The following is a 15,088-nucleotide window of genomic DNA, read 5'->3' on the forward strand; positions in this document are numbered from 1 at the left end:
CCCCTGATGATCCATCGCCGAGCGGGACATATCGGTTTGTGCTTGCCGCGCCGCGAGCAGCCGAACAGAGTGCAAAGCATTGAACCAGCGGGGAGTATTCAGTGGATCGTCGTTCCTTTATCGGTAGCGCCAGCGCCGCTACGCTCGCCGCGACCCTCCCCGCGGAAGCGCATGCCGCCGACCAATCCGCAGCCGACACCCGCCTGCGCAGCCTGCTCGACCGGTTCTTCTATGATCGGCTCCAGAACGATCCCGAAGGCGCGACCCGCCTCGGCCTCGACACCGGGGAACGCGCGGCGCTGAAGTCCCGGCTGGGCGACGATTCCGCCAAGGGAGCAGCCGCCGATCTTGCCCGCGCCAAGCGCGAGCTCGCCGAGTTGCGCGCGATCAAGCCCTCCTCGCTCTCACCTTCGGCGCGGCTCGACTATGAAGTCATCGCTTATCAGCTTCAGGCCGCGATCGCGGGCGGGGAGCGCTTCACCTATGGCGCCAGCATGGGCCGCTACGCTCCCTATGTGCTCAGCCAACTGACCGGCGCGTACCGCAACGTCCCGGACTTCCTCGACTCGCAGCACCGCGTCAAGGACGCCGCCGATGCCGACGCCTATCTCGCCCGGCTCTCTGCTTTCGAACGGGCGATAGACGACGACACCCAGCGCCAGCGGGCCGATGCCGCGCGTGGCGTGTTCGCTCCCGATTACCTGCTCGACACCACGCTGAAGCAACTCGCCGCGTTGCGCGACCAGCAGCCGGGCGCGACCGTGATGGTCGCCTCGCTCGCCACCAAGCTGAAGGCCGCCGGACTTCCCGACAGCTACACTGCCAAGGCTGAGCGGATCGTCGCCGACCGCGTCTTCCCGGCGCTGGACCGCCAACGCGCGCTGGTCACCGAATTGCGTGCCAAGGCGACGCACGACGCGGGAGTCTGGCGCCTGCCAGATGGCGAGGCCTATTACCAGGCAGCGGCGGAGGCAGCGACCACCGCCAAGCTGACCGGCAACGAAATCCACAAGCTCGGGCTCGACCAGGTCGCGCAGATCAGCGCCCGCATCGACACGATCCTAAAGGCGCAGGGGCTGACGCAGGGCAGCGTCGGGGCGCGGCTGGTGGCGCTGAATGAACGCCCCGACCAGCTCTTCCCCAACACCGATCCGGGTCGCGAGGCGCTGCTCGCCGCGCTCAACACCCAGATTGAGGCGATGGCCAAGCGCCTGCCCGAGCAGTTCGCCACGCTGCCCAAGGCACCGGTGGAAGTCCGCCGCGTGCCGCCGTCGATCCAGGCCGGCGCGCCGGGCGGCTATTACGAAAATGCCTCGCTCGACGGTTCGCGCCCGGCGATCTATTTCATCAACCTGCGCGACACCTTCGACCGGCCAAAATTCGGCCTCGCGACGCTGACGCACCACGAGGCGGTCCCGGGCCATCATCTTCAGGTGATGACCGCGCTGGAATCGACCAGCATCCCGCTGATCCGCCGCCGCACTTTCTTCAGCGGCTATAGCGAAGGCTGGGCGCTCTACGCCGAACAGCTTGCCGACGAGATGGGTATGTATGAGGGCAACCCGCTCGGCCAGGTCGGCTATCTCCAGTCACTGCTGTTCCGCGCCACCCGGCTGGTGGTGGACTCAGGCATGCACCACAAGCGCTGGAGCCGGGAAAAGGCGACCGACTATCTGATCGCCACCACCGGCATCGCCCGCGGCCGCAGCCAGGGTGAAATCGACCGCTACACCGCCTGGCCGGGGCAGGCATGCAGCTACAAGATCGGCCACACCGTCTGGACCCGCCTGCGCGACCAGGTGAAACGCAAGCAGGGCGCACGCTTCGATCCGCGCGCCTTCCACGCGATCCTGGCAGAAGGTCCCATGCCGCTCACCGTCCTGGAGCGCGTGGTGAGCGAGCGGATGCTGAAAGCTTAAGCGGAAACCGGCAGAAGATCCTCCCCGTAAGGGGAGGATTTTGTTACACCGATGCGATCGCTTCACCCTCGCTTGGCGGCGATATACGCGTCGACCTGCTCTTCCAGTACATCGAGCGGCAGCGCGCCGTTCGCCAGCACCACCTCATGGAAGTCGCGGATGTCGAAGCGCGGTCCCAACGCCTTCTCCGCCTTGGCACGAAGCCCGGCGATCTTCAGCTGCCCGACCATGTAGCTCGTCGCCTGGCCGGGATTGTTGATGTAGCGGTCGACTTCCTTGACGATGTCGCGCTGCGACAGCGGCGAGTTCTTCTGGAAGAACGCGACCGCCTGTTCGCGGCTCCAGCGCTTGGAATGCATGCCGGTGTCGACCACCATGCGGATCGCGCGCCACATCTGAAGCGACAGCATGCCGAATTCGGTGTCGGGCGTCGGATAGGCGCCCATCTCCTGTGCCAGCCGCTCGGTGTAGAGCCCCCAGCCCTCGATATAGCTGCCATAGAAGCCGAAGCGGCGGAACTTGGGCAGGCCCTGCAACTCCTGCGCGCGGGCGATCTGGAAGTGGTGCCCCGGCGCGCCTTCGTGCACGGCAATCGCGTTGACCTGCTGCTTGTTCACCTGGTTCATGTCGGCCAGATTGACGTAGAAGATGCCCGGCCGCGACCCGTCCGGCGCCGGACGGTTGTAGAAGGCGACCGCCGCGGTCTCCTGCCGCCATTTCTCCACCGCACGCACTTCCAGCTTCGCCTCCGGCAGGCGATGGAAGAAGCGCGGCCCCGTCGCCATCATCTTGGCGATCACCGCGCGCGCGTCGTTCAGATACTGTTCGCGGCCGGCTTCGTCGTTGGGATATTTATACTGGGGATCGGTGCGGATCGCGTCGAAGAACGCCTCCAGGCTGCCTGTGAAACCGATCCGCGCCTTCACGCGCTCCATCTCGGCGCGGATCGCTTTCACTTGGGCCAGACCGGTCTGGTGGATTTGATCGGCGGTGAGGTCAGTGGTCGTGTAGAAGGCCAGCTGCGACTGGTAATAAGCGTCGCCGCCTGGGAGGCTCCATGCCCCGTCATTGCCCTTGGCCTGCGGCTCGATCGCATCCAGCGTGGCGAACAGCGTGTCGAAACCGCGCTTGAACGGACCCGTAACCGCCGCCTGCGCTTGCTCGATCAGCTGCGCCTTGGTCGCCTCCGGCGCGGTCAGCCCGCCAACCTTCTTGCGGAAATCAGCCAGGATCGTGCTGTCGGCCCCATTATCGAACGGGGCGCCAGTGATCACTTTTTGCGCGTCGCCGCGGGCGGGCGCGAACACCATCTTGGGCGGAACGATGCCTTTCGCCGCCTGCTCGCGCATCTGCGCCGAGACTTCGCGCATCACCCGTTCGCTGTCGATCAGCCGGGCGACATAAGCGCGCGCATCCTCGACGCTGTCGACGCGATGCTCGTTGATCAGGAACACCGGAATCTGCCCCGCCGGGCTGCCATTGGTCGACACGGGGAAGCCATAGTCGCTGAACTTGGCCTGGCGCCGAGCCGTCTCGACATTCTTCTCGAACAATCGATAGCTCAGCCGTCCCATCATGCTCAGCTTCGCAGGATCGAACTGCCGCTTCATGTCGGCCAGCTGCCGCTCGGCCAGCGCGAGCCGGCGCTGCTCCGCGGCCTTGGTATAATCGTCGAGCCGGTCATAGTGCGTCTTCAGCCCCAGGCTGGTCATCTGCTCGGGGCTGAGCGCCACCGCCTCGTCGAATGCCGCATCGAGAAAGGTGGTGAGCCGCTGATCCTGCGTGCTCGGCGCCGTGGTCGCCGACTTCGTCGGCTGCGTCTGCGCCATGAGCGGCGCCGCCGCACACGCCGCCATCAGACACGCCAGATAGACCCGCTTCATCCAAACCTCCCTGCAACTTGTTGCACACGGTAGCGATTGCGAACCGCCGCGCAACGCCTGCAATCGGGCGCGCGACAGGTTCACAAGCACGCAGCCAAGGCTTAAGCTACACGCATGATCGACCGCATCTTCCTCGCCCACCCCCGCAGCGTCGGCGAAAGCTATGGCGAGCATGCCGCGACCGCGACCCGCTTCGGCGTCGCGATGATCGTCGGCGGTGCCGCGTGCATCGTCCACGCCGTGCTGCCCCAGCTGTTCGCCCGCACCGCCAGCGACACGGTGAAGCGGCTCTACGCCCAGATGAAGGCGCGCCAGCCGGCATTTGCGCAGGACAAGCCCGCCTTCCAGCAGCCCGAGTGGCAGCTCGAATACGAGATCTGATCGATTGATCAACCATGTCGCGATCATAGGGGCGGGCTTTTCGGGCACGCTCCAGGCGATCAACCTGCTCCGCCACGAAGGGCCTCGCGCCACGCTGATCGAACGCGCGCCCGTTGCCGGCACTGGCTTGGCCTATGGCGCCGCGCATCCCGGCCATGTGCTGAACGTCCGCGCGGCGAACATGAGCGCCTTTCCAGACGATCCCGCACATTTCGTGCGCTGGCTGGAAGCGCGCGGCGTGGCCGACGCCCCCGCCGCGTTCATCCCGCGCACTACCTATGGCGAGTATCTGCGCGAGCTGCTCGAAGAAGCGCTGCGCACGTCGAGCGGCCGCCTCACCCTGATCCGCGACGAAGTCTGCGATCTCGAAACCGGCCCGACCGTCCGCCTGAAGCTCGCCAACCGCACGCTGGAGGCCGACGCCGCCGTGCTCGCGGTCGGCAACCTGCCCCCGCATGATCCGCCCGGCCTCGATCCGGCGCTGCTGTCGCCCACCCGCTACAAGGGCGATCCCTGGCATCCCAGCGTGCCTGAGGATCTGGCAGACGACGATACCGTGCTGGTGATCGGCACCGGGCTCACGATGGTCGACGTCGTGCTGCTGCTCGACTCGCGCGGCTTTCGCGGCCGCATCGTCGCGCTTTCACGCCGCGGGCTGCTCCCCCGCCCGCACGCCGCTGGCAGCAACTGGCAGCGGATAAACGAGCGTCCGGCCACGGTCGCCTCGTCGCTGCTCCGCAATGTCCGCAGCCGCGGCGAGGCGGTGGGCTGGCGAAACGCCGTGGACGAACTTCGCCCCTTCACTCAATCGATGTGGGGCAATGCCACCGATGCCGAGCGCGGGCGCTTCCTGCGCCACCTCCGCCCCTGGTGGGACGTCCACCGCCACCGCCTCGCGCCCCAGGTTCATGCCCGGCTCCAGGCACTGCTCGACCGCGGCCAGCTCAAAGTAATCGCTGGCAAGACGCTCGACTTTGCCGAACAGGCCGATGGCGTGCAGGTCCGCTTCCGCCGTCGCGGCGCCGATCGCGCCGAGCGCCTGCTCGCTCAGCGGATCATCAATTGCACCGGTCCGCTCGGCGACCTCAGCCGCAGCGCGGAGCCGCTGCTGCGCCGCCTTGCCGAGCGTGGCTGCATCCGCCCAGACCCTGCGCATCTCGGCATCGAAGTCGACAATCAGGCGCAGACGATCAACGCCGCGGGCGAGCCCAACGCCAACCTCTACGCGCTCGGCCCGATGACGCGCGGCGCGTTCTGGGAGATCGTCGCGGTGCCCGACATCCGCACTCAGACCTGGAGCGTCGCCCGACGTCTCTCGAACGCACATTGGGTCGGCGGCGAAGGGCTGTAAGACGTGCGCCAGCCACGATAGTATCAATTGACACTATCGTGGCTGGCACGGTAAACACGCCTTCATGAACGACGCAGCCAACCCGCTCGGCCTCAACGGATTCGAGTTCGTGGAATTCACTTCGCCCGATCCTGAGGCGATGGCGAAGCAGTTCGAACAGATGGGCTTCGTTCCCACTCACCAGCATCCGCGCAAAGCGATCACCCGCTACAAGCAGGGCCGGATCAACCTGATGCTCAACCGCGACGAGAGTGGTCGCGTCGCCGATTTCCGCGCGGCACACGGCCCCTCGGCCAGTGCGATGGCATTCCGCGTCAGCGATCCCAAGGCTGCGTTCGACTGGGCGCTCCAGCATGGCGGCGAGCGAACCGACGAAGATGATACCGTCATCCAGGGTATCGGCGGCTCGTACCTCTACTTCATCCAGGACGGCGTCGATCTGTACGCCGATTGGCAGGAAGTGCCCGGCTGGCAGCAGGCGGAAGCCGAGAACAATGTCGGGCTCGACCTGCTCGACCATCTCACCCACAATGTCCGCCGCGGGCAGATGCGGGTGTGGTCGGAGTTCTACAAGACGCTGTTCGGCTTCGAAGAGCAGAAGTATTTCGACATCAAGGGCCAGGCCACCGGGCTGTTCAGCCAGGCGATGATCGCGCCGGACAAAGCGATCCGCATCCCGCTGAACGAGAGCAAGGACGACCAGAGCCAGATCGAGGAATTCATCCGCGAGTATAAGGGCGAAGGCATCCAGCACCTCGCCCTGACCACCGACGATATCTACGACACAGTGGAGCGCCTGCGCGAACGCGGCGTGAAGCTTCAGGACACGATCGAAACCTATTTCGAGCTGGTCGACAAGCGCGTGCCCGGCCACGGCGAAGACCTGGAGCGGCTGCGGAAAAACCGCATCCTGATCGATGGGTCGGTCGAGCGCGGCGAAGGCCTGCTGCTCCAGATCTTCACCGAGAACATGTTCGGCCCGATCTTTTTCGAGATCATTCAGCGCAAGGGCAATGAAGGTTTCGGCAACGGCAACTTCCAGGCACTGTTCGAGAGCATCGAGCTCGACCAGATCCGCCGCGGCGTGATTAAAGTCGACGCCTGATCAAGTTTGGAGAGGAGAGCCGGGATCAACCCGGCCCCGAAAGATAACGTCCTCAAGATCCGAGCGAGGGGAGCCGCAGGAGGATGAGGGAGATGCGCGCAGGCGTTTCTCCCTCATCTTGCTTGAATGCCCTCTCCCCTTGCGGGAGAGGGAGGGGCCCGCCGCGCAGCGGTGGGAGGAGAAGGAGCGATTTGCAGTGCAAATTGCGCGGCGCATGCGCGCCGCTCACCCTCTCCAAGCTTCGCTATCCTCCCCCGTTCAGGGGAGGAGGTTGGGAGTAAAGAATGATCGACTACCATCCCGGCTTCGGCAATCACGTTTCCACCGAGGCTGTGCCCGGCGCACTGCCCCAAGGCCGCAATTCGCCCCAGAAGCCCGCCTTCGGCCTCTATACCGAGCAGCTGTCCGGCACCGCCTTCACTGCGCCGCGCCACGAGAACCGCCGGTCCTGGCTATACCGCCTGCGCCCCACCGCCGAGCACCCGCCTTACACGCGCTACCAGGGTGCCAATCGGTTTGCGCCCGGCACGGACAAGGCGCCGCTGGCTCCCAACCGCTTGCGCTGGAACCCCCTGCCCGCCGCCGCCGAGCCAGTCGACCTGATTGACGGCATGACCACCATGCTCGCCAATCGCGACCCTGCCGACCTCGAAGGTGTCGCCGTCCACATCTATGCCGCCAACAAGGACATGGACACGCGCGTGTTCATGAATGCCGATGGCGAGCTGCTGTTCATTCCCCAGGCAGGCAGGCTGCAACTCCTCACCGAGATGGGCCGCATCGATGTCGCGCCCGGCCAGATCGCGCTGGTCCCGCGCGGCGTCCGCTTCCGCGCGCTACTTCCCGACGGCGAGGCGCGCGGCTATGTCGCCGAAAATCACGGCGCACTGTTCCGCCTGCCCGATCTCGGCCCGATCGGCGCGAATGGCTTGGCCAATCCGCGCGACTTCGAGACGCCTGCCGCCTGGTTCGAGGATCGTGATGATCCGTTCGAGGTTGTGCAAAAGTCGTTGGGAAGTCTGTGGATAACTAGCCTCGACCACTCGCCGCTCGACGTGGTCGCCTGGCACGGCAACCTCGCGCCGTGGCGCTATGATCTGGCACGGTTCAACACGATCAACACGGTCAGCTTCGACCATCCCGATCCGTCGATTTTCACGGTGCTGACATCGCCCAGCGACGTGCCAGGCCGCGCCAATGCTGACTTCGTCATTTTCCCGCCGCGCTGGATGGTAGCCGAGGACACCTTCCGCCCGCCCTGGTTCCACCGCAACATCATGTCCGAGGCAATGGGGCTGATCCACGGCGCCTATGACGGCAAGGCCGACGGCTTCGCGCCAGGCGGGCTGTCGCTGCACAATTTGATGGCCGGTCACGGACCGGACGTCGCAAGCTGGCAGGGCGCCAGCAACGCCGAGCTGAAGCCGCACAAGATCGACGGCACCATGGCGTTCATGGTGGAGTCGTGCTGGCCGTACCGGCCGACCGCGTACGCACTGGAGCACGCCCAGCCCGATTACGATGCGGCCTGGGCAGGCTTCCCGAAGGCGCAATTGCCGGCGTGAGTAGGAATGGTCTCCCTCCTCCCCCTTTACGGGCGAGGATAGCGACGCTTGCCAGCCCGCTGGCTAGCGGAGCTTGGAGAGGGTCGCGAGCCACGGGCTCGCGCGGCGCGACGCGCCGCTCCCCCTCTCCCGCTGCGACTAACCGCAATACGTGCGCTACGTCTCGCGGCCTCCCCCTCAAGCGGGGAGGCAAATAGGAGTGGATCGCCTCACCACCACACCGCCGAATGTCAGCCTCGGCCCCCTCACCCTCATCGCAGACGGCCATGCCCGCAGCTTCGTCATCGAACTGCGCGCCGGGCGCTTCCACGGCTTCATCGTCCGTCAGGGCGAGGCGGTGCACGGCTATGTCGACCGATGCCCGCATATGGGCCTGCCGCTTGCCCAGGAACTCGACGACTATGTCGCGCCCGGCGGCGAGTATCTGATGTGCTCGTGGCACGGCGCCTTCTTCCGGATCGAAGATGGGTACTGCGTGGGTGGTCCTTGCGGCGGCGCCTCGCTACAGCCCTGGCCGATAACGGTACGCGACGGCATGCTCGTGACCGCCTGAGGGCAAAGCCCATAAAAATATAACAGGATGAGGATGACCATGACCCCCGATTTCGACTTCGCGCTCGGCGACAATGCCGACATGATCCGCGAGACGACGGCGCGCTTCGCCAAGGACCGCATTGAGCCGCTGGCCGCGCGTATCGATGCCGAGGACTGGTTCCCGCGCGACGAACTCTGGACGGCGATGGGCGAGCTCGGCCTGCACGGCATCACCGTGCCCGAGGATCAGGGCGGACTGGGTCTGGGCTATCTCGAGCATGTCATCGCGTGCGAGGAAGTCAGCCGCGCCTCGGCCTCGATCGGGCTCAGCTATGGCGCGCACTCCAACCTGTGCGTCAACCAGATCGCCCGCTGGGCGAACCCCGAGCAGAAAGCCAAGTACCTCCCCAAGCTGATCTCGGGCGAACATGTCGGCAGCCTGGCGATGTCCGAAGTCGGCGCCGGATCGGACGTGATCAGCATGAAGCTTCGCGCCGAAAAGACCGACCGCGGCTATGTGCTCAACGGCACCAAATTCTGGATCACCAACGCGGCCTATGCCGATACGCTGGTGGTCTATGCCAAGACCGGCGAGGGCTCGAAGGGCATCACCACCTTTCTGATCGAGAAGAACATGCCCGGCTTCGCGATCGGCCAGAAGATCGACAAGATGGGCATGCGTGGCTCGCCCACCGCCGAGCTGGTATTCGACGATTGCGAAGTGCCTGACGCGAACGTCATGGGCCCGGTAAACGGCGGCGCCGGCGTGCTGATGTCGGGGCTCGATTATGAGCGCACGGTACTCGCCGGCATCCAGCTTGGCATCATGCAGGCCTGCCTCGACATAGTCCTGCCGTACCTTCGTGAGCGCAAACAATTCGGCAAGCCGATCGGCGCCTTCCAGCTGATGCAGGCCAAGGTCGCCGACATGTATGTCGCACTCAATTCCGCACGCGCCTATGTCTATGCCGTCGCCAAGAGCTGCGACGCGGGCAGGACCACGCGTTTCGATGCCGCCGGCGCAATCCTGCTGGCAAGCGAGAACGCCGTGCGCGTGTCGTTGGAGGCGATTCAGGCGCTGGGCGGCGCCGGTTACACCAAGGACTGGCCGGTGGAACGCTTCGCCCGCGACGCCAAGCTGCTCGACATCGGTGCGGGGACGAACGAAATCCGCCGCATGCTGATCGGCCGCGAGCTGATCGGGAGCTGATCTTCAATCCTCCCTCGCCAGGGGAGATGGCGCCGAAGGCGACGGAGGGGGAGGCCAGCGATGCGCCTTGGACGATCTGAAACCAGCAGCCACACCGCCAAAGAACTTCGCCAGCAGATGACTCCGCCGGAAATTCCGCTCTGGCTTGCACCGCGGCGCAACGAAGCGGGACTGCGCTTACGCAAGCAGCATGCCGGCGGCCCTTATGTGCTCGATTTCTACTGCGCGCCGGCCAAGCTGGCGATCGAAGTCGATGGCGAGGCACATGCACGCGGTGGCCGGCCCAGGCGGGACGCGGCGCGCGACGCCTGGCCGAAATCGTGGCGATTACCTGGCGGGACGCGATCGAGAGCGGTCGCTAACCTCCCCCTCCGTCACGCTTACGCGCGCCACCTCCCCAGGCCGGGGAGGATCTTAGATCACCACACCTTCACCCTTCTCTCGGGCGCCAGGAACAGCTTCTGCCCCGCCTGCACACCGAACGCGCCATACCACGCGTCAAGGTTCCGCACCGTCTGCGCGCGGAAGCGCGAGGGCGCGTGCACGTCAGTGGCGATCCGCGCGCGGAGTTGCTGTTCGCGGCTCTTGTCGCGCCAGCTCTGCGCGAAGGCCAGGAAGAAGCGCTGGTCGCCAGTTAGCCCGCCGATCACCGGCGCAGGCTTCCCGCCAAGCGCGGCGTGATACGCTTCGTACGCCGCGGTCAGCCCCGCCACGTCGGCGATGTTCTCGCCTAACTCCTGCTTGCCGTTGAGATGCAGCCCCGGCAACGCTTCATAGGCGTTATATTGCGCCACCAGCGCGGCGCCAGCGTCGTTGAAATGCGCCAAATCCTCCTTGGTCCACCAGTTGCGCAGCCGGCCACTGGCGTCGAAAGTCGATCCTAGATTGTCGAAGCTGTGGCTGATCTCATGCCCGATCACTGCGCCGATCGAACCATAGTTCGACGCCGCATCGGCGCCCGGATCGTAGAAGGGCGCCTGGAGAATCGCCGCTGGGAAGTTCAGCGCGTTCTGCAGCGGCAGATTGACGGCATTCACCGTCTGCGGCGTCATCCACCATTCGCCGCGATCTACCGGCTTGCCGATCTTGCCGAGCTGATGGCGGTATTCGGCCAGCTGCGCGCGGCGGAAATTGCCGACCGGATCGTCGGCCTTCACGTCCAGCGCGGCATAGCTGCGCCACTTTTCCGGATAGCCGACTCCGACCTGCATCGTCTCGATCTTGCGGCGCGCCTCGGCCTTGGTGGCGGGCGCCATCCAGTCGAGCGCGGCGACGCGCTTGTCGAACGCGGCGAGGATACCCTTCACCATCGTCTGGATATCGGCCTTGGACGAGGCGGGGAAATAATCCTTGGCGTAGAGCTGCCCCACCGCATCGCCCAGCCAGCTGTTCAGGCTGGCGATCGCCCGCTTGTCGCGCGCGCGCTGCTTGGGCGTGCCGCTCAGCTGGTGGCTGTAGAATTCGAAATGGGCCTGGTCGAACGCCGCCGGCAGCACATCGGTGACTTCGTTGATGCGGTGAAAGGTCAGCCAGTCCTGCCAGGTCTGGAGCGGCTCGCTCGCCACCAGCTTGGCGATACCGGCGACCGCGCCGGGCTGCCAGACGATGAAGTCCTGCTGCTGCGCCAACCCCGCCGCGTTCCAGAACGCACCCCAGTCGATGCCGGGCGCCTTGGCCGCGAAGTCTGCCTGCTTCCAGGGGTTGTTGGCCTTGCTCGCGTCCTGGCTGGTCACGATGTCGGCGTGCGCCCGGGCGATCTTGGTCTCCAGCTCGACGATCCGCTGCGCGCGTGCGTCGGGCTCGGTCACGTTGGCCAGGCTCAGCAGCTTGCCGACATAGGCCCGATACTGGCCGCGGACCTTCGTCATTGCCGGCGTGTCCGACACATAATAATCGCGGTCCGGCAGCCCCAGCCCGCCCTGGAGCAGATACGGCACGGTCGTGTCGGGCTTACTCAGTGCCTGCGTTACAAAGATGCCGAACAGGTTCTCGGTCTCGAAATTCGTCGCGTTCAGGGGATCGACATCGGCGCGGATATTGCCGCCCAGCATCGCCGACAGCGCCTTCTTGTCCGCCAGCGAGGCGATCGCATCCATTTCCTCGCCCAGCGGCGCCAAGCCCCGCTGCTCGATCGCCGCGGTATCGGTATAGGCATTGTACCAATCGGCGATGCGGCGCTGGTCGCTGCCCACCGCCGCGTTCGCCTTCAGCGCGGCCTGGACGATTGCGGCGTTGTTCGCTTCGGCCTTGTTGAACACTTCCAGGAACACGCCGGTGCTCGAACGGTCGGCCGGGATCTCGGTCTTCGCGCGCCAGCCGCCATTGGCATATTCCTCGAAATCGTCGCCCGGCTTCACGCTCTTGTTCAATCCCGCCACATCGATGCCGATCCCCGGCTGGGTCGAGGCCGACTGGGTCTTGGCCGCATCACCGCCGGATGTGCAGGCCGTGGTGGCGAGCAGGGCAGCGAGCAGCAGGGCGCGATTGGGCAACGCTTGATCTCCGAACACGAAAACGCTGCGCGGGTGCTACTCCCGCCGCGCGTGCCACGCCAGTCCTTCCCAACCCGGTTCACCGCGTCTAGGACCACAGCCAAACGATAAAGGAGGATGCATGAGCGCCCCGGTGCTCGATACCAAGGTCTCGGCCGAGAGCGAGACGTTCCGCGCCAACGCCGCGCACAACCGCGCGCTTGCCGAGCGCCTGCGCGGCGACGTCGCGCAAGCGGCGCTGGGCGGCAGCGACAAGGCACGCGAACGCCACACCGCCCGCGGCAAGCTGCTCCCGCGCGACCGCGTCGAGCGCCTGCTCGATCCCGGCGCACCCTTCCTGGAGATCGGCCAACTCGCCGCCAACGGCATGTATGACGACGAGGTCCCCGGCGCCGGCGTGATCGCCGGTATCGGCCGCGTGTCGGGCCGCACCGTGATGATCGTCTGCAACGACGCGACGGTGAAGGGCGGGACCTATTACCCGCTCACCGTCAAGAAGCACCTGCGTGCCCAGGCGATCGCACTGGAGAACCGCCTGCCCTGCATCTACCTGGTTGATTCTGGCGGCGCCAACCTCCCCCACCAGGCGGAGGTATTCCCCGACCGCGAGCACTTCGGCCGCATCTTCTTCAACCAGGCGAACATGTCGGCACAGGGCATCCCCCAGATCGCCTGCGTGATGGGCAGCTGCACCGCGGGCGGCGCCTACGTGCCCGCCATGTCCGACGAAAGCGTGATCGTCCGCAATCAGGGTACGATTTTCCTCGCCGGCCCACCCTTGGTCCAGGCCGCGACCGGCGAAGTCATCTCGGCCGAGGATCTGGGCGGCGGCGATCTGCATGCGCGCAAGTCGGGCGTGGTCGATCACCTCGCCGAGAATGACGAGCATGCGCTCACCATCGTCCGCGACATCGTCAGACACTTGCCCGCCGATCGCACCCCCGACCTCAAGCTGCTCGATCCGCGCCCGCCCAGATACGCGCCCGAGGAGCTGTACGGCATCGTCCCCCAGGACGTCCGCGCGCCGTACGACGTCCACGAAGTCATCGCCCGCATCGTCGACGGATCGGAGTTCCACGAATTCAAGGCGCTCTATGGCAGCTCGCTGGTCTGCGGCTTCGCGCATATCTGGGGCATGCCGGTGGCGATCCTGGCGAACAACGGCGTGCTGTTCAGCGAGTCCGCGCAAAAGGGCGCCCACTTTATCGAACTCGCCTGCCAGCGCCGCGTGCCGTTGCTCTTCCTCCAGAACATCTCGGGCTTCATGGTCGGCGGCAAGTATGAGGCCGAAGGCATCGCGAAGCACGGCGCCAAGCTGGTCACCGCCGTCGCCACCGCCACCGTGCCCAAGCTGACCCTGCTGATCGGCGGCAGCTTCGGCGCGGGCAATTACGGCATGTGCGGCCGCGCTTATGATCCGCGTTTCCTGTTCTCCTGGCCCAACAGCCGCATCAGCGTGATGGGCGGCGAACAAGCGGCGAGCGTGCTCGCCACCGTCCACCGCGACGCAGACAAATGGAGCGATCAGGAAGCCGAAGCCTTCAAAGCTCCGATCCGCGCCAAATACGAGGACGAAGGCAATCCTTGGCACGCCACCGCGCGGCTATGGGACGACGGCATCATCGACCCCGCCCAAACCCGCGACGTCCTCGGCCTTGCGCTCGCCGCCACCCTCAACGCCCCCATTCCCGAACGCCCGCAGTTCGGCGTGTTCCGGATGTGAGGGACACAAGCGAGCCTTCAATCCTCCCCGAGCTTCGCTCGGGAAGGGGGTCCGCCCCGCCTTGCGGGGCGGTGGAGGGGCAAGCGCGAATGCGCGGTATCCAGTACCGCGCGTACTACAGCATCAAGGTCCTGAAGGAGCTCGCTAGCCGGTATGCGCAGCGTACCGATTCCTTCGGCTTCCAGCCACGCGTCTCCGCGGGAGTCGCGAACAGGCCTGCTGCCATATTCGTGCGCGGTACCGTCCACCTCCATCGCCAGCCGAGCGGCGATGCAGTAGAAGTCGAGGCTATAGGGTCCCGTTGGATGCTGTCGTCTGAACTTGAGCCCTTTAGGAGCACGACGGAGCACCTGCCACAGCAGCACTTCTGGCAAGCTCATGGTGCGTCGCTGTTGACGCGCCTGGTGCACCGTCCGACTGGTTCCCTTTGGCGATCGATCCTTGAACATTCCGCAAGCCCCTCCACCATGCTTCGCATGGTCCCCCTCCCCGAGACAAGCTCGGGGAGGATCTAGGACGTACCCATGCTCCTCACTCTCGCCCTTCATCTCATCACGCCGGCAACCCCGGCCACCGACCTCCTTCCCCTCACCGAAGCCGACCTGAACCGCACCCAGGAAAGCGGCTGCGCCTTCTCCTTCGACCAAGTGACCAAAACCCTGCTCTACACGATCGGCCGCGACCTCATGCTCCGCACGCCGCAGGGTTTCGCGCTGTGCCGCTTTGACCAGGCACAGCTGGATGCCTTCACCGACGCCAAGCGCCCCCTATTCTGTGGGGGCCGCACGCTGCGGCTGCGCAGGACGGGCGCAACCCACGGCTTTCCCGAAAGCGACAGCGCCGGCTGGGGAGCCACACTGACCTTGACCAACGGCAAGACCAGTAAGACCCTGCGCGGCAATGCCGGCGTGGCATGCTGAACGCG

At 65.8% G+C, this 15,088-nt stretch carries 12 protein-coding genes and 1 pseudogene; 10 read left to right on the forward strand and 3 right to left on the reverse strand.

Features of this window, described 5'->3' with window-relative positions; all coding sequences use genetic code 11:
• Nucleotides 1-101: 101 nt before the first annotated feature.
• Nucleotides 102-1,919 (forward strand): DUF885 family protein, encoded by a 1,818-nt coding sequence (locus FHT02_RS03510; RefSeq protein ID WP_184084341.1) that lies wholly within the window; start codon nucleotides 102-104, stop codon nucleotides 1,917-1,919.
• Nucleotides 1,920-1,981: 62 nt separating this feature from the next.
• Here FHT02_RS03510 and FHT02_RS03515 read toward each other — a convergent pair whose 3' ends face one another.
• Nucleotides 1,982-3,802, reverse strand: coding sequence for a DUF885 domain-containing protein (locus tag FHT02_RS03515; RefSeq protein ID WP_184084343.1), 1,821 nt, complete (start codon nucleotides 3,800-3,802; stop codon nucleotides 1,982-1,984).
• Nucleotides 3,803-3,916: 114 nt separating this feature from the next.
• On the opposite strand from FHT02_RS03515, the gene FHT02_RS03520 reads away from it, so the two are divergent.
• The 7 genes and pseudogenes from FHT02_RS03520 to FHT02_RS21845 form a co-directional block, all read left to right on the forward strand.
• Nucleotides 3,917-4,183, forward strand: coding sequence for a DUF6356 family protein (locus tag FHT02_RS03520; protein ID WP_184084345.1), 267 nt, complete (start codon nucleotides 3,917-3,919; stop codon nucleotides 4,181-4,183).
• Between the two features lie 4 nt (nucleotides 4,184-4,187).
• Nucleotides 4,188-5,534, forward strand: coding sequence for an FAD/NAD(P)-binding protein (locus tag FHT02_RS03525; protein WP_184084347.1), 1,347 nt, complete (start codon nucleotides 4,188-4,190; stop codon nucleotides 5,532-5,534).
• A 64-nt stretch (nucleotides 5,535-5,598) separates the two neighbouring features.
• Nucleotides 5,599-6,639: a 4-hydroxyphenylpyruvate dioxygenase gene (gene hppD / locus FHT02_RS03530; RefSeq protein WP_184084349.1), complete on the forward strand. Its 1,041-nt coding sequence runs from the start codon at nucleotides 5,599-5,601 to the stop codon at nucleotides 6,637-6,639.
• A gap of 284 nt (nucleotides 6,640-6,923) precedes the next feature.
• Nucleotides 6,924-8,204, forward strand: coding sequence for a homogentisate 1,2-dioxygenase (hmgA, locus tag FHT02_RS03535; protein WP_184084351.1), 1,281 nt, complete (start codon nucleotides 6,924-6,926; stop codon nucleotides 8,202-8,204).
• A 199-nt stretch (nucleotides 8,205-8,403) separates the two neighbouring features.
• Nucleotides 8,404-8,757 carry a Rieske (2Fe-2S) protein gene (locus tag FHT02_RS03540; RefSeq protein ID WP_343056818.1) on the forward strand — a complete coding sequence of 118 codons (354 nt, stop codon included), beginning with the start codon at nucleotides 8,404-8,406 and terminating at the stop codon, nucleotides 8,755-8,757.
• Nucleotides 8,758-8,796: 39 nt separating this feature from the next.
• Nucleotides 8,797-9,948, forward strand: coding sequence for an isovaleryl-CoA dehydrogenase (locus FHT02_RS03545; protein ID WP_184085398.1), 1,152 nt, complete (start codon nucleotides 8,797-8,799; stop codon nucleotides 9,946-9,948).
• 60 nt (nucleotides 9,949-10,008) lie between these two features.
• Nucleotides 10,009-10,248, forward strand: a pseudogene (locus FHT02_RS21845) (endonuclease domain-containing protein); the annotation flags it as partial.
• 119 nt (nucleotides 10,249-10,367) lie between these two features.
• Here the strand turns inward: FHT02_RS21845 and FHT02_RS03555 are convergent.
• On the reverse strand, nucleotides 10,368-12,440 hold the full coding sequence (locus FHT02_RS03555; protein WP_184084353.1) for a M13 family metallopeptidase: 2,073 nt from the start codon (nucleotides 12,438-12,440) through the stop codon (nucleotides 10,368-10,370).
• Between the two features lie 121 nt (nucleotides 12,441-12,561).
• Here FHT02_RS03555 and FHT02_RS03560 point away from each other — a divergent pair, with 121 nt between their 5' ends.
• Nucleotides 12,562-14,163: a carboxyl transferase domain-containing protein gene (locus tag FHT02_RS03560; RefSeq protein WP_184084355.1), complete on the forward strand. Its 1,602-nt coding sequence runs from the start codon at nucleotides 12,562-12,564 to the stop codon at nucleotides 14,161-14,163.
• A 17-nt stretch (nucleotides 14,164-14,180) separates the two neighbouring features.
• Here FHT02_RS03560 and FHT02_RS03565 read toward each other — a convergent pair whose 3' ends face one another.
• On the reverse strand, nucleotides 14,181-14,711 hold the full coding sequence (locus FHT02_RS03565; protein WP_343056819.1) for an endonuclease domain-containing protein: 531 nt from the start codon (nucleotides 14,709-14,711) through the stop codon (nucleotides 14,181-14,183).
• Here FHT02_RS03565 and FHT02_RS03570 point away from each other — a divergent pair.
• Nucleotides 14,688-15,083 (forward strand): hypothetical protein, encoded by a 396-nt coding sequence (locus tag FHT02_RS03570; protein WP_184084359.1) that lies wholly within the window; start codon nucleotides 14,688-14,690, stop codon nucleotides 15,081-15,083. The genes FHT02_RS03565 and FHT02_RS03570 overlap by 24 nt on opposite strands.
• The last annotated feature ends 5 nt before the right edge of the window (nucleotides 15,084-15,088 follow it).

The sequence above is a fragment of the Sphingomonas xinjiangensis genome (assembly GCF_014199255.1).
GTDB lineage: Bacteria > Pseudomonadota > Alphaproteobacteria > Sphingomonadales > Sphingomonadaceae > Sphingomonas > Sphingomonas xinjiangensis.

Bases quoted from the DNA above. Each gene is read 5' to 3' on its own strand.
- FHT02_RS03565 (WP_343056819.1), bottom strand. From the start codon at position 14,711: ATGAAGGGCGAGAGTGAGGAGCATGGGTACGTCCTAGATCCTCCCCGA.
- FHT02_RS03515 (WP_184084343.1), bottom strand. From the start codon at position 3,802: ATGAAGCGGGTCTATCTGGCGTGTCTGATGGCGGCGTGTGCGGCGGCG.
- hmgA (WP_184084351.1), top strand. From the start codon at position 6,924: ATGATCGACTACCATCCCGGCTTCGGCAATCACGTTTCCACCGAGGCT.
- FHT02_RS03570 (WP_184084359.1), top strand. From the start codon at position 14,688: ATGCTCCTCACTCTCGCCCTTCATCTCATCACGCCGGCAACCCCGGCC.
- FHT02_RS03560 (WP_184084355.1), top strand. From the start codon at position 12,562: ATGAGCGCCCCGGTGCTCGATACCAAGGTCTCGGCCGAGAGCGAGACG.
- FHT02_RS03520 (WP_184084345.1), top strand. From the start codon at position 3,917: ATGATCGACCGCATCTTCCTCGCCCACCCCCGCAGCGTCGGCGAAAGC.
- FHT02_RS03545 (WP_184085398.1), top strand. From the start codon at position 8,797: ATGACCCCCGATTTCGACTTCGCGCTCGGCGACAATGCCGACATGATC.
- hppD (WP_184084349.1), top strand. From the start codon at position 5,599: ATGAACGACGCAGCCAACCCGCTCGGCCTCAACGGATTCGAGTTCGTG.